The organism is Streptomyces caelestis, from assembly GCF_001279005.1.
GTDB classification, from domain to species: domain Bacteria; phylum Actinomycetota; class Actinomycetes; order Streptomycetales; family Streptomycetaceae; genus Streptomyces; species Streptomyces heliomycini.
In genome coordinates this window covers 19819-36701 of sequence record NZ_LGCN01000251.1, presented here as the reverse complement: position 1 = coordinate 36701, position 16883 = coordinate 19819, and the positions used below count along the sequence as shown (strand labels likewise).

At 72.6% G+C, this 16883-nt stretch carries 17 protein-coding genes; 5 read left to right on the top strand and 12 right to left on the bottom strand.

Annotated features, from left to right (window positions below; all coding sequences use genetic code 11):
• Positions 1–94 precede the first annotated feature (94 nt).
• Positions 95–1474: a class II 3-deoxy-7-phosphoheptulonate synthase gene (locus ADK41_RS34195; RefSeq protein ID WP_078661814.1), complete on the bottom strand. Its 1380-nt coding sequence runs from the start codon at positions 1472–1474 to the stop codon at positions 95–97.
• A 184-nt stretch (positions 1475–1658) separates the two neighbouring features.
• Here ADK41_RS34195 and ADK41_RS44420 point away from each other — a divergent pair, with 184 nt between their 5' ends.
• Entirely contained in the window at positions 1659–1715 is a 57-nt protein-coding gene (locus tag ADK41_RS44420) for a trp operon leader peptide (protein WP_106429155.1), read from the top strand.
• Between the two features lie 107 nt (positions 1716–1822).
• Positions 1823–3703, top strand: coding sequence for an anthranilate synthase family protein (locus tag ADK41_RS34190; RefSeq protein WP_030820543.1), 1881 nt, complete (start codon positions 1823–1825; stop codon positions 3701–3703).
• On the opposite strand, the gene ADK41_RS34185 is transcribed toward ADK41_RS34190, so the two are convergent.
• From ADK41_RS34185 to ADK41_RS34170, 4 genes are all read right to left on the bottom strand, one after another.
• The gene (locus tag ADK41_RS34185) at positions 3655–4650 is read right to left on the bottom strand and encodes a 2-hydroxyacid dehydrogenase (RefSeq protein WP_030820542.1); all 996 of its coding nucleotides are present in this window, start codon (positions 4648–4650) and stop codon (positions 3655–3657) included. The two genes, ADK41_RS34190 and ADK41_RS34185, sit on opposite strands and share 49 nt — an antisense overlap.
• Before the next feature lie 80 nt (positions 4651–4730).
• Positions 4731–5423 carry a response regulator gene (locus tag ADK41_RS34180; RefSeq protein ID WP_030820540.1) on the bottom strand — a complete coding sequence of 231 codons (693 nt, stop codon included), beginning with the start codon at positions 5421–5423 and terminating at the stop codon, positions 4731–4733.
• Entirely contained in the window at positions 5420–6658 is a 1239-nt protein-coding gene (macS, locus tag ADK41_RS34175) for a MacS family sensor histidine kinase (RefSeq protein WP_030820538.1), read from the bottom strand. Before macS ends, ADK41_RS34180 begins: the two co-directional genes overlap by 4 nt.
• 25 nt (positions 6659–6683) lie before the next feature.
• Positions 6684–7490 (bottom strand): lysophospholipid acyltransferase family protein, encoded by an 807-nt coding sequence (locus ADK41_RS34170; RefSeq protein WP_037803569.1) that lies wholly within the window; start codon positions 7488–7490, stop codon positions 6684–6686.
• A 180-nt stretch (positions 7491–7670) separates the two neighbouring features.
• Here ADK41_RS34170 and ADK41_RS34165 point away from each other — a divergent pair, with 180 nt between their 5' ends.
• Both ADK41_RS34165 and ADK41_RS34160 read left to right on the top strand, forming a co-directional pair.
• Complete coding sequence (locus ADK41_RS34165) at positions 7671–8468, top strand: alpha/beta hydrolase (RefSeq protein WP_030820533.1); 798 nt, start codon at positions 7671–7673, stop codon at positions 8466–8468.
• Positions 8461–9048, top strand: a complete 588-nt coding sequence (locus ADK41_RS34160) for a hypothetical protein (protein ID WP_030820527.1) — start codon at positions 8461–8463, stop codon at positions 9046–9048. Before ADK41_RS34165 ends, ADK41_RS34160 begins: the two co-directional genes overlap by 8 nt.
• A gap of 7 nt (positions 9049–9055) precedes the next feature.
• Here the strand turns inward: ADK41_RS34160 and ADK41_RS34155 are convergent, their stop codons facing one another.
• The 7 genes from ADK41_RS34155 to ADK41_RS34125 all read right to left on the bottom strand — a co-directional run bounded on the left by ADK41_RS34155 (position 9056) and on the right by ADK41_RS34125 (position 14755).
• A complete protein-coding gene (locus tag ADK41_RS34155) occupies positions 9056–9811 on the bottom strand; it encodes an endonuclease/exonuclease/phosphatase family protein (protein ID WP_030820526.1) in 756 nt (251 codons plus the stop codon).
• Between the two features lie 88 nt (positions 9812–9899).
• Positions 9900–10328, bottom strand: a complete 429-nt coding sequence (locus ADK41_RS34150; RefSeq protein WP_030820525.1) for a hypothetical protein — start codon at positions 10326–10328, stop codon at positions 9900–9902.
• Between the two features lie 116 nt (positions 10329–10444).
• On the bottom strand, positions 10445–11398 hold the full coding sequence (locus ADK41_RS34145; protein ID WP_030820524.1) for an ROK family glucokinase: 954 nt from the start codon (positions 11396–11398) through the stop codon (positions 10445–10447).
• A gap of 125 nt (positions 11399–11523) precedes the next feature.
• Positions 11524–12042, bottom strand: coding sequence for a DUF5304 domain-containing protein (locus ADK41_RS34140; protein ID WP_030820522.1), 519 nt, complete (start codon positions 12040–12042; stop codon positions 11524–11526).
• A 57-nt stretch (positions 12043–12099) separates the two neighbouring features.
• A complete protein-coding gene (locus ADK41_RS34135; RefSeq protein WP_030820520.1) occupies positions 12100–13254 on the bottom strand; it encodes an ArsA family ATPase in 1155 nt (384 codons plus the stop codon).
• Positions 13255–13390: 136 nt separating this feature from the next.
• The gene (locus ADK41_RS34130; RefSeq protein WP_030820518.1) at positions 13391–13834 is read right to left on the bottom strand and encodes an SRPBCC family protein; all 444 of its coding nucleotides are present in this window, start codon (positions 13832–13834) and stop codon (positions 13391–13393) included.
• A gap of 123 nt (positions 13835–13957) precedes the next feature.
• Positions 13958–14755, bottom strand: a complete 798-nt coding sequence (locus ADK41_RS34125) for a metallophosphoesterase family protein (RefSeq protein WP_030820516.1) — start codon at positions 14753–14755, stop codon at positions 13958–13960.
• A 296-nt stretch (positions 14756–15051) separates the two neighbouring features.
• Here ADK41_RS34125 and ADK41_RS34120 point away from each other — a divergent pair, with 296 nt between their 5' ends.
• Positions 15052–16848 carry an AMP-dependent synthetase/ligase gene (locus tag ADK41_RS34120; protein WP_030820514.1) on the top strand — a complete coding sequence of 599 codons (1797 nt, stop codon included), beginning with the start codon at positions 15052–15054 and terminating at the stop codon, positions 16846–16848.
• The last annotated feature ends 35 nt before the right edge of the window (positions 16849–16883 follow it).

The window sequence follows — 16883 nt, the reverse complement described above, 5'->3', positions numbered from 1 at the left end:
AAACCTAACCTTACCTGCCGCCCGAAGGGCACAGAAGAGGGGCGGGGCGCGATCCGGTGTGATACACGCCCCACCCCTTGTCCGGTCTCACCGACTACTGGTCGCGGTACATCTCCGCGACGAGGAACGCCAGGTCGAGCGACTGGCTGCGGTTGAGCCGCGGGTCACAGGCCGTCTCGTAGCGCTGGTGCAGGTCGTCGACGAAGATCTCGTCGCCGCCGCCCACGCACTCGGTGACGTCGTCGCCGGTGAGCTCCACGTGGATGCCGCCCGGGTGCGTGCCGAGGCCCTTGTGGACCTCGAAGAAGCCCTTGACCTCGTCGAGCACGTCGTCGAAGCGGCGGGTCTTGTGACCGGAGGCCGCCTCGAAGGTGTTGCCGTGCATCGGGTCGGTCACCCAGGCCACGGTGGCGCCGGACGCGGTGACCTTCTCGACCAGCTCGGGCAGCTTGTCGCGGATCCTGTCCGCGCCCATCCGGACGATGAAGGTGAGCCGGCCGGGCTCGCGCTCGGGGTCGAGGCGCTCGATGTACTGCAGCGCCTCCTCGGCCGTGGTGGCCGGGCCGAGCTTGATGCCGATCGGGTTGCGGATCCTCGAGGCGAACTCGACGTGCGCGTGGTCCAGCTGCCGGGTGCGCTCACCGATCCACACCATGTGCCCGGAGACGTCGTAGAGCTGTCCGGTGCGCGAGTCGACACGGGTGAGCGCGGACTCGTAGTCGAGCAGCAGCGCCTCGTGCGAGGAGAAGAACTCGACGGTCTTGAACTCCTCCGGGTCGGTGCCGCAGGCCCGCATGAAGTTCAGCGCGTTGTCGATCTCCCGGGCGAGCTGCTCGTAGCGCTGGCCGGACGGCGACGACTTCACGAAGTCCTGGTTCCAGGCGTGCACCTGGCGCAGGTCGGCGTAGCCGCCGGTGGTGAAGGCGCGCACCAGGTTCAGCGTGGACGCCGACGCGTGGTACATGCGCTTCAGCCGCTCGGGGTCCGGGATCCGGGCCTCTTCGGTGAAGTCGAACCCGTTGACGGAGTCGCCCCGGTAGGTGGGCAGCGTCACGCCGTCGCGGGTCTCGGTGGGCTTGGAGCGCGGCTTGGAGTACTGGCCGGCGATCCGCCCGACCTTCACGACCGGCACGGAGGCGGCGTAGGTGAGGACGGCGCCCATCTGAAGGAGGGTCTTCAACTTCGCCCGAATGTGCTCGGCGGACACCGCGTCGAAGGACTCGGCACAGTCACCGCCCTGGAGCAGAAACGCCTCACCTCGCGCAACGGCCGCCATGCGCGCGCGCAGCTGGTCGCACTCGCCGGCGAACACCAGCGGGGGATACGTTTCGAGCTCGGCGATCACATCGCGCAGAGCCTCGGCATCCGGGTACTCGGGCTGCTGCGCCGCAGGCAGGTTTCGCCAGGTCGCCTGAGCGGCGACGCTTTGAGAATCAGCGTTCACGGTCACACGCCCCACAGTACGCGGTCGCATCGGCTGTCCATCCCGACGCTCAGCAAATGAGACGAGAGCCGCTCCGCCGCTGCGGGGAGCGAACTGCGCCCGTCCGAAGCAGGGTCTTCGGCCGGGGACCATCCCCGCGTCGGCGGGGAACATCGTCTGTGGCAACGACACGGAACCGCACACGTCACGCATCGCATCGTGTAGCGTGCCTGCCATGTTCGCGCACTCGATCCAGAACTGGTGGTGGCCCGCTTCTCCGGCGGCCCACTGACTGCGCGTACGCACAGACTTCGCGAAGGCCGCCCGAGGGGCGGCCTTCGGTGTTTCCCGGGGTCGTTCCTCACGCTCACGACAGCGACGAGACGAGGGACACCCACCATGGACCTGGCACAGCTTCCGCACGACGAACGCCCCTTCGCCCTGCTGCGCCGCCGCACGCCGGGCCACGACCACACCGTGGTCGAGCTGCTGGTCGGCCCGGTCGGCACCCGTGACCGCCTGGCCGACCTGCCCGACGAGTGCCTGGCGGTCGTCCCCTTCCGGCAGATCCGCGAGCGCGGCTTCGACGTCCGCGACGACGGCACCCCGCTGCTGGTGCTGACGCCCGAGGAGCGCTGCGAGGTCCCGCTCGCCGAGGCCCTCGACCGGCTCCCCGCGCACGACGTCCGGGTGGAGGGCGGCGGCTTCGACGTCGGCGACGAGGAGTACGCGCGGATCGTCGGGCGGGTGCTGGACGAGGAGATCGGACGGGGCGAGGGCGCCAACTTCGTGATCCGCAGGACGTACGAGGGTGAGATCCCCGGGTTCGGACGGGCCGACGCGCTCGCGCTGTTCCGGCGGCTGCTCGAGGGCGAACGGGGCGCGTACTGGACGTTCGTCGTCCACACCGGGGACCGGACGCTGGTCGGGGCCAGCCCCGAGGTGCACGTCCGGGCGTCCGGCGGGACGGTCGTGATGAACCCGATCAGCGGCACCTACCGCTATCCGGACGGGGGGCCGACCCCGGAGCACCTGCTGGAGTTCCTCGCCGACGGCAAGGAGATCGAGGAGCTGTCGATGGTCGTCGACGAGGAGCTCAAGATGATGTGCACCGTCGGCGACAGGGGCGGGGTCGTGGTCGGGCCCCGGCTGAAGGAGATGGCGCACCTCGCGCACACCGAGTACGAGCTGCGCGGCCGGTCCTCGCTGGACGTGCGCGAGGTGCTGAAGGAGACCATGTTCGCGGCGACCGTCACCGGGTCGCCGGTGCAGAACGCCTGCCGGGTGATCGAACGGCACGAGGTGGGCGGGCGCCGCTACTACGCGGGCGCGCTGGCCCTCGTCGGCCGCGACGAGGGCGGGGCCCAGACACTGGACTCCCCCATCCTGATCCGCACCGCCGACATCGACGCGGCCGGACGGCTGCGGGTGCCGGTCGGGGCCACGCTGGTGCGCGGCTCGGACCCGGCGGGCGAGGTCGCGGAGACCCACGCCAAGGCGGCCGGGGTGCTGGCCGCGTTGGGGGTGCGCCCCGGGCGCCCGCGCGAGGAGTCCGCACGGCCGGGGCTGGCCGACGACCCCCGGGTGCGGGCGGCGCTGGACGGGCGGCGGGCCTCCCTGGCGCCGTTCTGGCTGCGGATGCAGGAGCGGTCGGACGCGCTGACCGGGCACGCCCTGGTCGTCGACGGGGAGGACGCCTTCACCGCGATGCTCGCCCACGTGCTGCGCGCCGCCGGCCTGGACGTGACCGTCCGGCGGTACGACGAGCCCGGGCTGCGGGAGGCGGTGCTCGGGCACGAGGGGCCGCTGGTGCTGGGTCCCGGGCCGGGCGACCCGTCCGACACGGCCGACCCGAAGATGCGGTTCCTGCGCGCGCTGACCGCCGAGGTGATCAGGGGGAACCGGCACGGCGTCCTCGGGGTCTGCCTCGGCCACGAGCTGATCGCGGCCGAGCTGGGCCTGGAGATCGTCCGCAAGGACGTGCCGTACCAGGGGGCGCAGACGGAGATCGACCTGTTCGGGCGGCCGGAGACGGTCGGCTTCTACAACAGCTTCGTGGCGCACTGCGACGAGGACGCCGCGCGGGAGCTGGCCGCGCACGGCGTCGAGGTGAGCCGCGCCGCGAACGGCGAGGTGCACGCGCTGCGCGGGGAGGGCTTCGCCGGGGTGCAGTTCCACCCCGAGTCGGTGCTGACCCTGAACGGCGCGGCGGTCGTCCGCGAGCTGGTGGGTCAGCTGCGGGGCGCCAGGACGTTCTCGGAGCGGCGGCCGGCGGTGTAGTCGAGGACGTTGTTCACCGTGGTCTCGACGATCTGCCCGACGGCGTCCACGGTGTAGTACGCCTGGTGGGACGTGACGAGGACGTTCGGGAACGTGACGAGGCGGGCCAGGGTGTCGTCGTCGACGGCCTGCAGGGACTTGTCGAGGAAGAACAGTCCCGCCTCCGCCTCGTACACGTCCAGGCCGACGCCCGTGAAGCGGCCCTCGCGCAGCTCGTCGACGAGGGCCGCGGTGTCGATGAGGCCGCCCCGGCTGGAGTTCACCAGGATCGCGTCGTCCCGCATCGCCTTCAGGGCGTCGGCGTCGATGAGGTGCTGGGTCGCGGGCAGCAGCGGGACGTGCAGGCTGATCAGGTCGGACTCGGCGAGGAGCTGTTCCTTGGGGACGTAGGTCATGCCGAGGTCCAGGCAGGCGGGGTTCTCGGCGACGTCCCAGCCGAGCAGCCGCATGCCGAAGCCGTGGGCGATCCGGGCGAACGCCTCGCCGATCTTCCCGGTGCCGACGATCCCGGCGGTGCGGCCGTGCAGGTCGCGGCCCATCAGTCCGTCGAGCCGGAAGTCGAAGTCGCGGGTGCGGGTGGAGGCGCGGACGACCCGGCGGTTGACGGCCATGGCGAGCGTCCAGGCGAACTCGGCGACCGAGTAGGGCGAGTAGGACGACACCCGGGCGATCGTCATGCCGAGCCGCTCGGCGACCTCCAGGTCGATGTTGTTGAAGCCGGTGGAGCGCTGGGCGACCATCCGGGTGCCGCCGGCCGCGAGGTCCGACAGCACCTCGGCGCCGAGGTCGCAGTTGACGCTGGTGGAGATGATCTCGTGCCCCGCGGCGATGGGGGCGGTGTCCGCGTTGAGGAAGACGTCGAGGCCGCGCACCTCGTGGTGGCCCGCGAAGGCCCGCTCGACCAGGGGCTTCTCGTCGGCCTGCACTCCGAACGCCAGGATCTCCACGGTTCCCTCCGGGGGTTGTGTTGCCGTATGCGCGAATATACGGGTGCCCCTGAGCCGTTCGGGGCAGGCACGGGGGCGCGCTACGCGTCGTCGAGGCCGCGCTCTATGGCGTAGCGGACGAGCTCGACGCGGTTGTGCAGCTGGAGCTTGCCGAGGGTGTTCTGCACGTGGTTCTGCACCGTGCGGTGGGAGATGACGAGCCGTTCGGCGATCTGCTTGTAGCTGAGGCCCTTGGCGACCAGGCGCAGCACCTCGGTCTCGCGGTCGGTCAGCCGGGGCGCCCCCGGTTCGCCGTCGGCGGGGGCGGGTCCCGCCGGTTCGGAGGCGAGGCGGCGGTACTCGCCGAGGACCAGTCCGGCCAGGCCGGGGGTGAACACCGGGTCGCCGACGGCCGTACGGCGCACCGCGTCCCGCAGGTCCTCGGTGGAGGCGGACTTCAGCAGGTAGCCGGTGGCGCCGGACTTCACCGCCTCCAGGACGTCGGCGTGCTCGCCGCTCGCCGAGAGCACGAGCACCCGCACCGCGGGGTTCGCGGCGACGACCTCCTTGCAGACCTGGACGCCCGGCTTGCCGGGCAGGTTCAGGTCGAGGACGAGGACGTCGGGTGCGACGGCCTTGGCGCGGCGCACCGCCTGGTCGCCGTCGCCGGCGGTGGCGACGACCTCGAAGCCGGACTCGGAGAGGTCGCGGGCGACGGCGTCGCGCCACATGGGGTGGTCGTCGACCACCATGACCTTGATCGGGTCCTCGTGGTTCCCGGTGCCGTCCGTCATCGCCGTTCCGCCTTCCCCCGCGGGTGGTCCGCTTCCTTCGCGCCCTTGGGCACCTTCAGTTCGACCTCCGTGCCCTGCCCCGGCACCGAGATCAGTTCCGCGCTGCCGCCGAGGTCGCGCAGCCGGCCCCGGATGGACAGCGCCACGCCGAGCCGGCCCTCGCCCTCGGCCTCGGCGAGCCGGCCCTCGGGGATGCCGGGGCCGTCGTCGCGGACGGTGACGATCACCTCGTCCGGTTCGTCCTCGACCAGGATCCAGGCGCGCGCCTCCTGACCGGCGTGCCTGCGGACGTTGTCCAGGGCGGCCCCGACGGCGGCGGCCACCTCCCGCGCGGCGGCCGGCGCCAGCCGCACCGGCGCTCCCGGCTCGGCGAGGCTGACCAGGGATCCGGCGTGGGGGGCGAGCAGGGCGCGCAGGTCGACCGGCTCGTCGTCCTCGGCGTCGTCCTCGTCCACGGCCCGTACGACGGCGCCCTCGGCGGCGTCCTCCGAGGCCCGGGAGACGGGGACGAGTCCGCCGGAGACCAGGGTGCGCAGGGCGATCTCCTGCTCCCCGGCCAGCCGGCCCAGTTCGGCGGCCTCGCCGCCGATCACCGCGCCCCGGCGCTGCACCATGGCCAGCACCTGGAGCACGCTGTCGTGGATGTCCCGCGCGAGCCGCTCCCGCTCCCTGGTCGCGGCCTCGATCTCCAGGGCGCGGGCGAGGGTGCGCTCGGAGGCGCGGGCGACCTCGACGACGTAGCCGATGGCGATGGAGGCGACCCATACGAGGATCACGTTGTGCACGGTGTCGCGGACGGGGGCGCCGCGTTCGATCAGGTTGGCGACGGCGACGAGGGTGGAGGCGAGGGCCGCCCAGCGCCAGCCGCCCTTGACGGCGAACGCGAGCACCGATCCGGCGGTCCAGATGGACGGCAGGGTCGGGCCGCCCTCGTGGATGCGCTCGGGCGCGTCGGCGAGGGGCGTGAGCAGGATGCCGACGATCGCGACGGTCAGGTCGGCGGTGAGGAAGCGCCTGGTGCAGGCGGCCTCGCTCGCGGTCCTGGGCAGGGTGGCCAGGGTCCACACCGCGAGGACGGCGAAGTAGCCGACGGCGAGCCAGGGGCGGGGGAACTCCTCGTAGCCGGTCGCGAACAGACCGACGGCGTACACCAGGGCGAGGATCCGGTAACCGGTGAGCGCGCGCCACAGCGGCTGCTCGACCGACATGCGCATGACTCGCTCGCGCCTGGCCATGTCCCCCACTCCCCCGATCCCCCGTCTAGGGGCCGGACCGTCGCCCGTTCCGCTGCTGCCGGTCGGCCTGCTCCATCGCGGCCTTCAGCTTCTCGGCCTGTTCCTTCTCCGCGCGGGCGAGCGCGGCCTTCGCCGCCCTCTCCGCCTCCTTCTCGGCCTTGGCCGCCTCCGAGAGCTGCCGCTTCATGGCGGTGGCGTACATGTCGACGTACTCCTGGCCGGACAGCTTCATGATCTCGTACATGACCTCGTCGGTCACCGCGCGGAGCACGAAGCGGTCGTGCTCCATGCCCTGGTAGCGGCTGAAGTCCAGCGGTCTGCCGATCCGTATGCCGGGCCGCATCAGCTTCGGCATCACCTGTCCGGGCGGCTGGATCTTCTCCGTGTCGATCATGGCGACCGGGATGACGGGCGCCCCGGTGGCCAGCGCCACGCGCGCGAGGCCGCCGGGCTTGCCCCGGTAGAGGCGGCCGTCGGGCGAGCGGGTGCCCTCCGGGTAGATGCCGAACAGCTCGCCGCGCTCCAGCACCTCGATGCCGCTCCTGATCGCCGCCTCGCCCGCGCCGCGCGCGCCGGAGCGGTCCACCGGGAGCTGGCCCACGCCCTTGAAGAAGGCGGCCGTCAGCCGGCCCTTCACGCCCGGGGTGGTGAAGTACTCGGCCTTGGCGATGAAGGTGACCTTGCGGTCCAGCACGGCCGGCAGGAAGAAGGAGTCGGAGAACGACAGGTGGTTGCTGGCCAGGACGGCCGGGCCCTCGGCGGGGATGTTCTCCAGGCCCTCCACCCAGGGCCTGAAGGCGAGCTTCAGCGGCCCTCCGATGGCGACCTTCATCGTGCCGTACAACAACCGAGTGCCTCCTGTGCGTGTTGGTCAGACCATATCCCGGAGCACCGTCAATGGACCCGACGGCCCTGGTCGGTGTCAGTGCGGTCGCGTACGGTGAAGGTCCTGCAACCCGTGTGCGGCGCCTGCCGCGATCATCGTGACCTTCCTACGAACAGGAGGCCGAAGGTGCCGCTCCTGACCGGAGCCGAGCCGTTCCGCCACGAGGGCGGGGAGACCGCCGTCCTCCTCTGCCACGGCTTCACCGGTTCACCGCAGTCGCTGCGCCCCTGGGCGGAGCACCTCGCCGCACGCGACCTGACCGTCTCACTGCCGCTGCTGCCCGGGCACGGCACCCGCTGGCAGGACCTCTCGGTCACCGGCTGGCAGGACTGGTACGCGGAGGTGGAGCGCGAGCTGCGGCTGCTGCTGGACCGCCGCGAGCGGGTCTTCGTCGCCGGGCTGTCGATGGGCGGCGCCCTGGCGCTGCGGCTGGCCGCGCGGCACGGGGAGGCGGTTCAGGGCGTCGCACTCGTCAACCCCGCGAACAAGGTGCACGGGGTGGCCGCGCACGCCCTTCCGGTGCTCCGCCATCTCGTCCCCGCGACGAAGGGCATCGCGAGCGACATCGCGAAGCCGCTGAGCAGGGAGCTCGGCTACGACCGGGTGCCGCTGCACGCGGCGCACTCGCTGCGGAACTTCTTCCGGCTCGTGGACGGCGAGCTGCCCCGGGTCACCCAGCCCCTGCTGCTGATGCGCAGCCCGCAGGACCACGTGGTGCCGCCCGCGGACTCGGCGCGGATCCTCGGCCGGGTGTCGTCGACGGACGTCACGGAGATCCTGCTGGAACAGAGCTACCACGTGGCGACGTTGGACCATGACGCGGAGCGGATCTTCCGGGAGAGCACCGCGTTCATCGGCCGGCTCGCACCCGGCGCCGTCAAGGAGCCCGCTCTCGGCGAGGAAGGGACGACCGCAGGTGGCTGAGCACGACTCGGACCGCGAGGACCGCGAGGACCACGAGCCGGAGGAGAAGGGGGTCCCCTTCGACGAGGCCGCCGCGTGGGAGGCGATCGTCGCCGGGTACGGCGAGGAGCCGCCGGACCCGGCGGGCGCCAAGCCGTTCAAGTCGGTGGAGGACCTGGCGCTGTTGGAGGCCGAGACGAACGAGGGCGAGGTGGAGGCGGCGACTCCCCGGAAGACCGAGGACAAGCCGGCCAAGCCGCTGGGCGGCTCCGTCTCCTTCGCGCCCGGCGTCGGCGGCCCGCGCGACTACAGCGTGGCCGAACCGTCGGAGGACGATCTCGACGAGACCGACGAGGGCCACTTCGTCCCGCCGGAGCCGCCCCCGCTGCCGGACGCCGACGTCACGTCGAAGTTCGCCTGGCTCGGCGTGCTGGGCGGCCCGGTCCTCCTCCTGCTGGCGATCCTGCTCGGCTGGGAGATGACCTGGTGGCTGACCACCCTGTGCATCGGCGGCTTCCTGGGCGGCTTCGCCACGCTGGTGGTGCGCATGCGCACGGACGACGAGGACGACGACGATCCGGGGCGGGGCGCGGTGGTCTGAGGGCCGTTCAGACGGCGGGGACCCGGAGGGCGGCCAGGACCGGAAGGTGGTCCGTGGCCGCCCGCAGGTCCGCCGCGCCCACCCCGGGCTGCTCGAGCGGAACCCCGCAGCCCAGCACCTCGACGCCCTTGGTGGCGAAGAGGGCGTCGATCCGCCGGTGGGGTCCGCTGTGGACCCAGGTGTGCTCACCGCCCCAGGGAGCGGCGGCCCAGCAGTCGGTGAGCGACCCGGCGAGCCGCCGGAAGGTACGTCCGTCCGGCCGTTCGTTGAGGTCCCCGCCCGCGACCGCGTGCTCGACCCCCATCCCGGCGAGCCGGTCGAGGAGCATGCCGCCCTGTTCGTACCGCTCGTCCTTCTCCAGCGACAGGTGACAGCTCAGCACCCCGAGCCGGGCGCCCCCGAACCGCACGACGGCGGTGGCGAACCCGCGCCGGTGCCGTCCGGGTGTGAGCGGCAGCAGCACGTCCTCGGTGCGCTCGACGGTGGCCCGCAGCGAGCACAGGATCGCCGGGCCGGCGGCGGTGGCGCCCCCGGTGAGGACGACGAGGCCCGTCTCCGAGGCGAGCCGGGCCAGCTTCTTGCGCCAGCGGAAGAACCGCGGCGCCTCCTGGAGCAGGACGAGGTCGGGGGCACAGGCGGTGATCACCCGCGCGAGGGCGCCGGTGTCGTCCTGCATCGAACGGATGTTGTAGCTCAGCACCCGGATGACGGCCGAACCGTCGGACGCGGTCCGGGAGTCGGGCAGCAGCGGAGTCGTCGCCATGCGGATCAAGATACGCCGACCGGCACGACGCGGCGCGGGTCGGCGCCGCACACGCCCGGGGAACCCGCGGCTTCCGCCGCACCTGCCGTCAGCCCGTCCAGCAGTAGACGTTCTCTCCGGCCGGCCTCTCCTCGCGGACCAGCCGGACGACGTCCTGGAGGATCCGCAGAGCGACGGGCAGGTCGATCGGGAACCCGTCCCGCGCCTTCTTCTCCGTCCACCAGGCCGCCGTGTCACCGATCCGGACGTCCGACAGGGAGGCGAGCTCCCCCAGCAGCGCGTCGGACAGCAGGAACACGGTGGGCCCTCCCTCGTCCTCGGCGACGACTTCGGGGCCACCCCCTTCGAGGAGCCGGTCGAAGGTGCCGCCGGTCAGGCGGGACTCCCAGTCCAGCAGTGCCTCCTCGGCGTCGAAGTTCCCGTACGTGACCGACCGGAGCGATGCGTTCGGTCCCCGCGCCCGCGAAGCGGTCGCGTCCGACGGCGACGCCACGAAGAAACGGACGATGCTGCTCACGGCAGGGTTTCCTTCGGCTTTCGACTCCGCACCGGGCGCGCCCTCCGCCGGACACGGCCGCGCCCGCCGTCCCCGAAGGGGCCGGGCGGGCGCGGCCGTGCGCGCGGGCAGGGGTGTCACATGACCGGGTCGGGCTCCCGGGCCAGGTCGGCCGCGCCGACCAGGCCCGCCTTGTTGCCCAGCTGCGCGCCGAGGACGTCGGCGACCGGGCGCCAGTTGCCGCCGACCAGCCAGCGCTTGTAGGACTTTCGGATCGGGCCGAGGACCAGTTCGCCCTCGTCGGAGAGGCCGCCGCCGACGATGAACGCGGAGGGGTCGAAGAGGGAGGCCAGGTCGGCGAGGCCGGCGCCGACCCAGCGGGCCAGCTCCCGGTAGGAGTCCACGGCCACCCGGTCGCCCTGACGGGCGGCCATGGAGACGTGCTTGCCCTCGATGCCCTCGGGGGTGCCGTCGCCGAGGGAGAGCAGGGTCTCGGCGTTCTCGGGGGTGGCGTTGGCACGCTGCTTGGCGTAGCGGACGAGGGCGCGGCCGGAGGCGTACTGCTCCCAGCAGCCCTGCGAGCCGCAGCCGCACAGCAGGCCGTCCGGCACCATGCGGATGTGACCGAACTCGGCGGCCACGCCGAAGTGGCCGCGGCGCAGCTTGTTGCCGATGATCACTCCGCCGCCGAGGCCGGTGCCGAGCGTGATGCAGATGACGTTGCGGTGGCCGGCGCCCGCGCCGAACTTGTACTCGCCCCAGGCGGCGGCGTTGGCGTCGTTCTCCACGACGACCGGGAGACCCGTGCGGGCCTCGACCTTCTCCTTGAGCGGCTCGTTGCGCCAGTCGATGTTGGGCGCGAAGTACACCGTCGAGCGCTGGCGGTTGACGTACCCGGCCGCACCGATGCCCACGCCGACGATGTCGTGTCCGGTGCGCGCTCCTTCCACCGCGGAGGCGATGGCGTCCACGATCTCCTCGGGCGTGCCCGGGGTCGGCACCTTGTGGGTCGAGAGGATGTTGCCTTCCTCGTCGACCACGCCGGCCGCGATCTTCGTGCCGCCGATGTCGACGCCGATGGTGAGTCCCATGAATCCCTCAGTTCCGGTCGAGCCCCGCTACCGCCAACGGTACCCGAGGCGCTGCCCTCGGGAGCCCGGCGTCCGCACGGTGAGCGGTCCGGCGGGGATCATGGGCGCCCCGCCGGGGCCCCGCGTCAGTCCAGGTCGATGTGCTCGCCGGGGCCGGTGCCGGGGTCGTCGCCCCGGTCCCGGCGCTCATCGAGGTCGCGGGGGTCGGACTCGCGGGCCGTCCAGCGGCGTTCCTGGCCCTGTGCGGCGGAGCGGTAGGCGGCGAGGAGTTCGTTGCCGGCGGCGGCGAGGTGGTCGAAGACGTCGGGGTTGCGTTCGATGACGGGTTCGACGGCGGCCTTCGCCTGCTGGACGACCTGTCGCACCACCTGCTGCGCGGCCGGTCCGGCTACGGCGCCGAACAGCGGGGACTGCAGACCGGAGAGCTTGTCGGCGACCGCGTCGACGAACTTCCTCAGCTCCTCGGCGGCGGAGCCGGGGGGCGGCCCGTGCCGGTCGCGGCGGCGGGCCCTCTCCGCCTCCAGGTCCTCGGCGGCGGCGGTCGCCCAGGCGTCGGCGTGGGTCTCGGCGGCCCGTACGTCGTCCACCGGCTTGTCGACGGTCTCGTCCCCGGCGTCGTCGGGCGGGGGGAGCTGTTCGCTCATGACGGGCTCCTGACTGCGGATGGCACCTTCGACGTTACCCGAACGGCCGTCGGCGCTTCAGCGGGTGCGCGGCCACAGCTCCGGATCCGGCCGGAAGCGGATGCGCAGCTCGCCCTCGCGCAGGGCGGCGCCGGCGACGGTGCAGCGGCGCAGCGCGGAGGGCAGCGGGACGACGCGGCGGAACGGTCCGGCGGTGACGACGATCTCGTCGCCGCGCCGGATCAGGTCGAGTGCGTCGCGGCGGGCGCCCGGCAGGGGGACGTGCCAGACGAGGACGCCGTCGTCGGCGAGCCGGTCCTCCACCGGCCACCGGGTGGCGCCGCCCGGTTTTGTCCCGGCGCCGGGCACGGCGAGCGCGGTGAGGTCGTCGGTGCCGCGCGGGTCGCGGCCCAGGTGGGCGACCGGGTGGACGGCGTACGACTCCTGCCACTCGTCCAGGGTCTTGCGCTGCTGGGCCACGGGCCCGGCCAGCCAGCCGTCCGCCTCGCTCTCCGGCAGGACGCGGGTCGCGACCAGCGCGTCGGTGCGCAGTCCGCGCAGGGCGAGTCCGAGGGCCGCGGTGCGCACGGCGTCGGCGCCGGCGGGTCCCGGCTCGGCGACCAGGCGTACGACGGTGGCGCGGTCGGCGAGCACGGCCTCCACGGCGGCCAGCTGGAGGTCCAGGCGGGCCGCCGCCTCGTACAGCCACTCCGCGGGCATGGGGACGCCGGCGAGGCGGCCGAGCATAGGACGCAGGGCGCGGGCGGCCTGCCGTTCGGGCGGAAGGAGGCGGCGCAGGTAGCGGCGGAGTTCCTCGGGCAGGGCGAGGAGGGAGAGGGCGCGCGGGGTGGGCGGGAGGTCCACGACGACGAGGTCGTAGGCGTCCTCCGCCAGCGCGGCGTCGCGCAGGGCGCGCAGGGTGGCGAGTTCCTCGGCGCCGGGGAGCGGGGCGATCTCCTCGGGTTCGAGTCGGGAGGCGCCGAGGAGGTCCAGGGCGGAGGCGGCCCGGTTCTGGAGGGCGGCGAGGTCGGTGCGGAAGTCGGCGTCGGGGTCGATGTGCCTCACCGTGAGGCCCGGTGCGGTACCGCCGCCCAGGACGGGGCCGATGGTGTCCGTCCGGTCGGTGCCCAGCAGCAGGGTGCGGGCGCCCTCGCGGGCTGCCGTGAGCGCGGTGGCGGCGGCGGTGGTGGTGCGGCCGCTGCCGCCGGGGCCCGTGATCAGGAGGGTGCGCATGGGTGTGAACCGTAACGGACGCCGGGCGGGGGACGGGTTTCGCTCGCCCGCGCCTGCGGGGCGCCTCCCCCGTCGCCCCGGGGGCGCCTCCCAGGCCTTCGAGGCGCTGGGGGAGGCACGACGGCCCGCGGCTCCGCTACTTCGGGCCCGACTCCACGCGCTTCTTCAGGCCGGCCAGGGCGCGGTCGATGATGACCTTCTCGGCCTTGCGCTTGATCATGCCGAGCATGGGGATCTTGACGTCGACGGTCAGGCGGTAGGTGACCTCGGTGGCGCCGGGGCCGGCCGGGGCGAGGAGGTAGGAGCCGTCCAGGGAGCGGAGCATCTGGGACTTCACCAGGGTCCACGAGACCTCGTGCTGCCCGGTCCAGGTGTACGCCAGGGTCTGGTCGTCCTTGATCGCGCCGGCGTCCATGACGAGACGCACCTGCTCGGCGCGGCCCTGACCGTCGGTCTTGAGGACCTCCGCCTCCTTCACCTCACCGGTCCAGTCCGGGTAGCGGGCGAAGTCGGCGATCACCCCCATGACGTCGGCCGCCGCCGCCTCGATCGTGATGCTCGAGCTGGTGTGTTCCGCCATCGCCGTGGCTCCTCCAGATGCGGGCCGGTAGTCGTCGCTGTGCGCCGGGCGCACAGCGCACGCGCGTGCAGCGGAAGGCTACCGCGCGTGCGGCCCGCACAACTCACCCGACCTGGGACGTCGTCACCATTCCAGCCGCCAGGGCCGCCCGCTGCTCGCGAAGTGCCCCACGTTCACGCACTCGGTGGCGCCGATCCGCATCCGCCGCACCAGCGGCTGGTGGACGTGTCCGAACAGGGAGTAGCGGGGCCGGGTGCGGCGGATGGCGTCCAGCAGGGCCCGGCTGCCGCGTTCGAAGCGGCGCGCGACGGTGTCGTAGACCAGCTCGGGCACCTCCGGCGGGATGTGCGTGCACAGCACGTCGACCTCGCCCACGGCCTCGATCTTCGCCGCGTACTCCTCGTCGTCGATCTCGTACGGCGTGCGCATCGGCGTGCGCAGGCCGCCGCCGACGAAGCCGAAGGTCCGGCCGCCGATCTCCACCCGCTGCCCGTCCAGCACGGTCGTGCCGGGGCCCGCGTACTCCCGCCACAGGGGCGGCACGTCGACGTTGCCGTACGTCGCGTACGTCGGCGTGGGGAACGCGGCGAACAGCTCGGCGTACTGCTTGCGCACCCCCTTCTCGATCGCGGCGGCCTTGTCCGCGCCGATGCCCGCCCACAGCCGGCGCTGGAACTCGCGCGCCTCCTCGAAGCGGCGGGCGGTGCGCAGCTCCACGATGCGGTCGGCGTTCTCCTCGCCGAACAGGTCGGGGAAGATGCCGCGCGAGTGGTCGGCGTAGTCGAGGAAGAGCACCAGGTCGCCCAGGCAGATCAGGGCGTCGGCGCCCTCGCCGGCCCGGGCCAGGTCGCGGGCGTTGCCGTGCACGTCGCTGACCACGTGGACGCGTGTGCGCGGGGTCCCGCCGGGTGTCGATGACATGGCGATCAAGCGTAAGCGTGTAGGGCACACGGGGACAATGTCGGGCCTACCTGCGGTTACTGGCTCGTCGGTTCCGGGGTGGACTACTGTGCGCAATGAAACACCAAGCTGTGTGACGCAGCGAACATCTCGCCGGGACCCCCTGTCGTCAACGCCGTACCGGCGGGTAACGTCCGGGCAGTCCAGTCGTGCTCGGGATTTCAACTTGTGAATTCGCGAGCACCCGCCCGAGCCTTGGACCGCACCGTCGCATCGCACAACGTCGTGGCGCCGGCGCCCTAAGAGGAGCAGCAGTCTTGCGCGAGTTCAGCCTTCCGGCTTTGTACGAGGTCCCCGCGGACGGAAATCTCACCGACATCGTCCGCAGAAACGCCGCGCAGCACCCCGACGTCGCCGTCATCGCCCGCAAGGCGGGCGGCACCTGGCAGGACGTGACGGCCACCGCCTTCCTGGCGGAGGTGCGGGCGGCCGCCAAGGGCATGATCGCCGCCGGTGTGCAGCCCGGCGACCGGGTCGGCCTGATGTCCCGCACCCGCTACGAGTGGACGCTGCTGGACTTCGCGATCTGGAGCGCCGGCGCGGTGACCGTGCCGGTGTACGAGACCAGCTCGGCGGAGCAGGTGGCGTGGATCCTCGGCGACTCCGGCGCCACCGCCTGCTTCGTGGAGCTCGACGCCCACGCGGCGACGGTGGAGTCGGTGCGCGACCGGCTGCCCGCACTGAAGAACCTGTGGCAGATCGAGTCCGGCGGCATCGAGGAGCTGGACCGGCTCGGTCAGGACGTCACCGACGAGACGGTCGAGGAGCGCAGCTCGTCCGCGAAGGCGGACGACCCGGCGACCATCGTCTACACCTCCGGCACCACGGGCCGTCCCAAGGGCTGTGTGCTGACCCACCGCAGCTTCTTCGCCGAGTGCGGCAACATCGTGGAGCGGCTGCGTCCGCTGTTCCGCACGGGCGAGTGCTCGGTGCTGCTGTTCCTGCCGCTCGCGCACGTCTTCGGCCGGCTGGTGCAGATCGCGCCCATGATGGCGCCGATCAAGCTGGGCTGCGTGCCCGACATCAGGAACCTCACCGACGAGCTGGCCGCGTTCCGCCCGACGCTGATCCTGGGCGTGCCGCGGGTGTTCGAGAAGGTCTACAACTCGGCGCGGGCCAAGGCGCAGGCCGACGGCAAGGGGAAGATCTTCGACAAGGCGGCGGACGCGGCGATCGCCTACAGCCGGGCGCTGGACACGCCGTCCGGGCCGTCGCTCGGCCTGAGGATCAAGCACAAGGTGTTCGACAAGCTGGTCTACGGCAAGCTGCGCGCGGTGCTGGGCGGGCGCGGCGAGTACGCCATCTCGGGCGGCGCCCCGCTGGGCGAGCGCCTCGGTCACTTCTTCCGCGGCATCGGCTTCAGCGTGCTGGAGGGCTACGGGCTGACCGAGTCGTGCGCGGCCACCGCGTTCAACCCGTGGGACCGGCAGAAGATCGGCACGGTCGGCCAGCCGCTGCCCGGCTCGGTGATCCGGATAGCGGACGACGGCGAGGTGCTGCTGCACGGCGAGCACCTGTTCAAGGAGTACTGGAACAACCCGGGCGCGACCGCCGAGGCGCTGGCCGACGGCTGGTTCCACACGGGGGACATCGGCACCCTGGACGAGGACGGTTACCTGCGGATCACCGGCCGCAAGAAGGAGATACTGGTGACGGCGGGCGGCAAGAACGTCGCCCCGGCGGTCATCGAGGACCGGATCCGGGCGCACGCGCTGGTCGCGGAGTGCATGGTCGTGGGCGACGGGCGGCCGTTCGTGGGTGCGCTGGTCACCCTCGACGAGGAGTTCCTGGGCCGGTGGTGCGCCGAGCACGGGAAGCCGGCGGGGTCGACCGCGGAGTCGCTGAGCGAGGATCCCGATCTGCTCGCGGCGATCCAGACGGCCGTCGACGACGGCAACTCGGCGGTGTCCAAGGCGGAGTCGGTGCGGAAGTTCCGTGTTCTGCCCGCGCAGTTCACCGAGGAGTCGGGGCATTTGACTCCGTCGCTGAAGCTGAAGCGGAACGTCGTGGCGAAGGACTACGCTCACGAGATCGAGGCCATTTACGCCAAGTAGGGCGCAGGCGGGCGCAGTTCGGGGTGCCGCTTGAG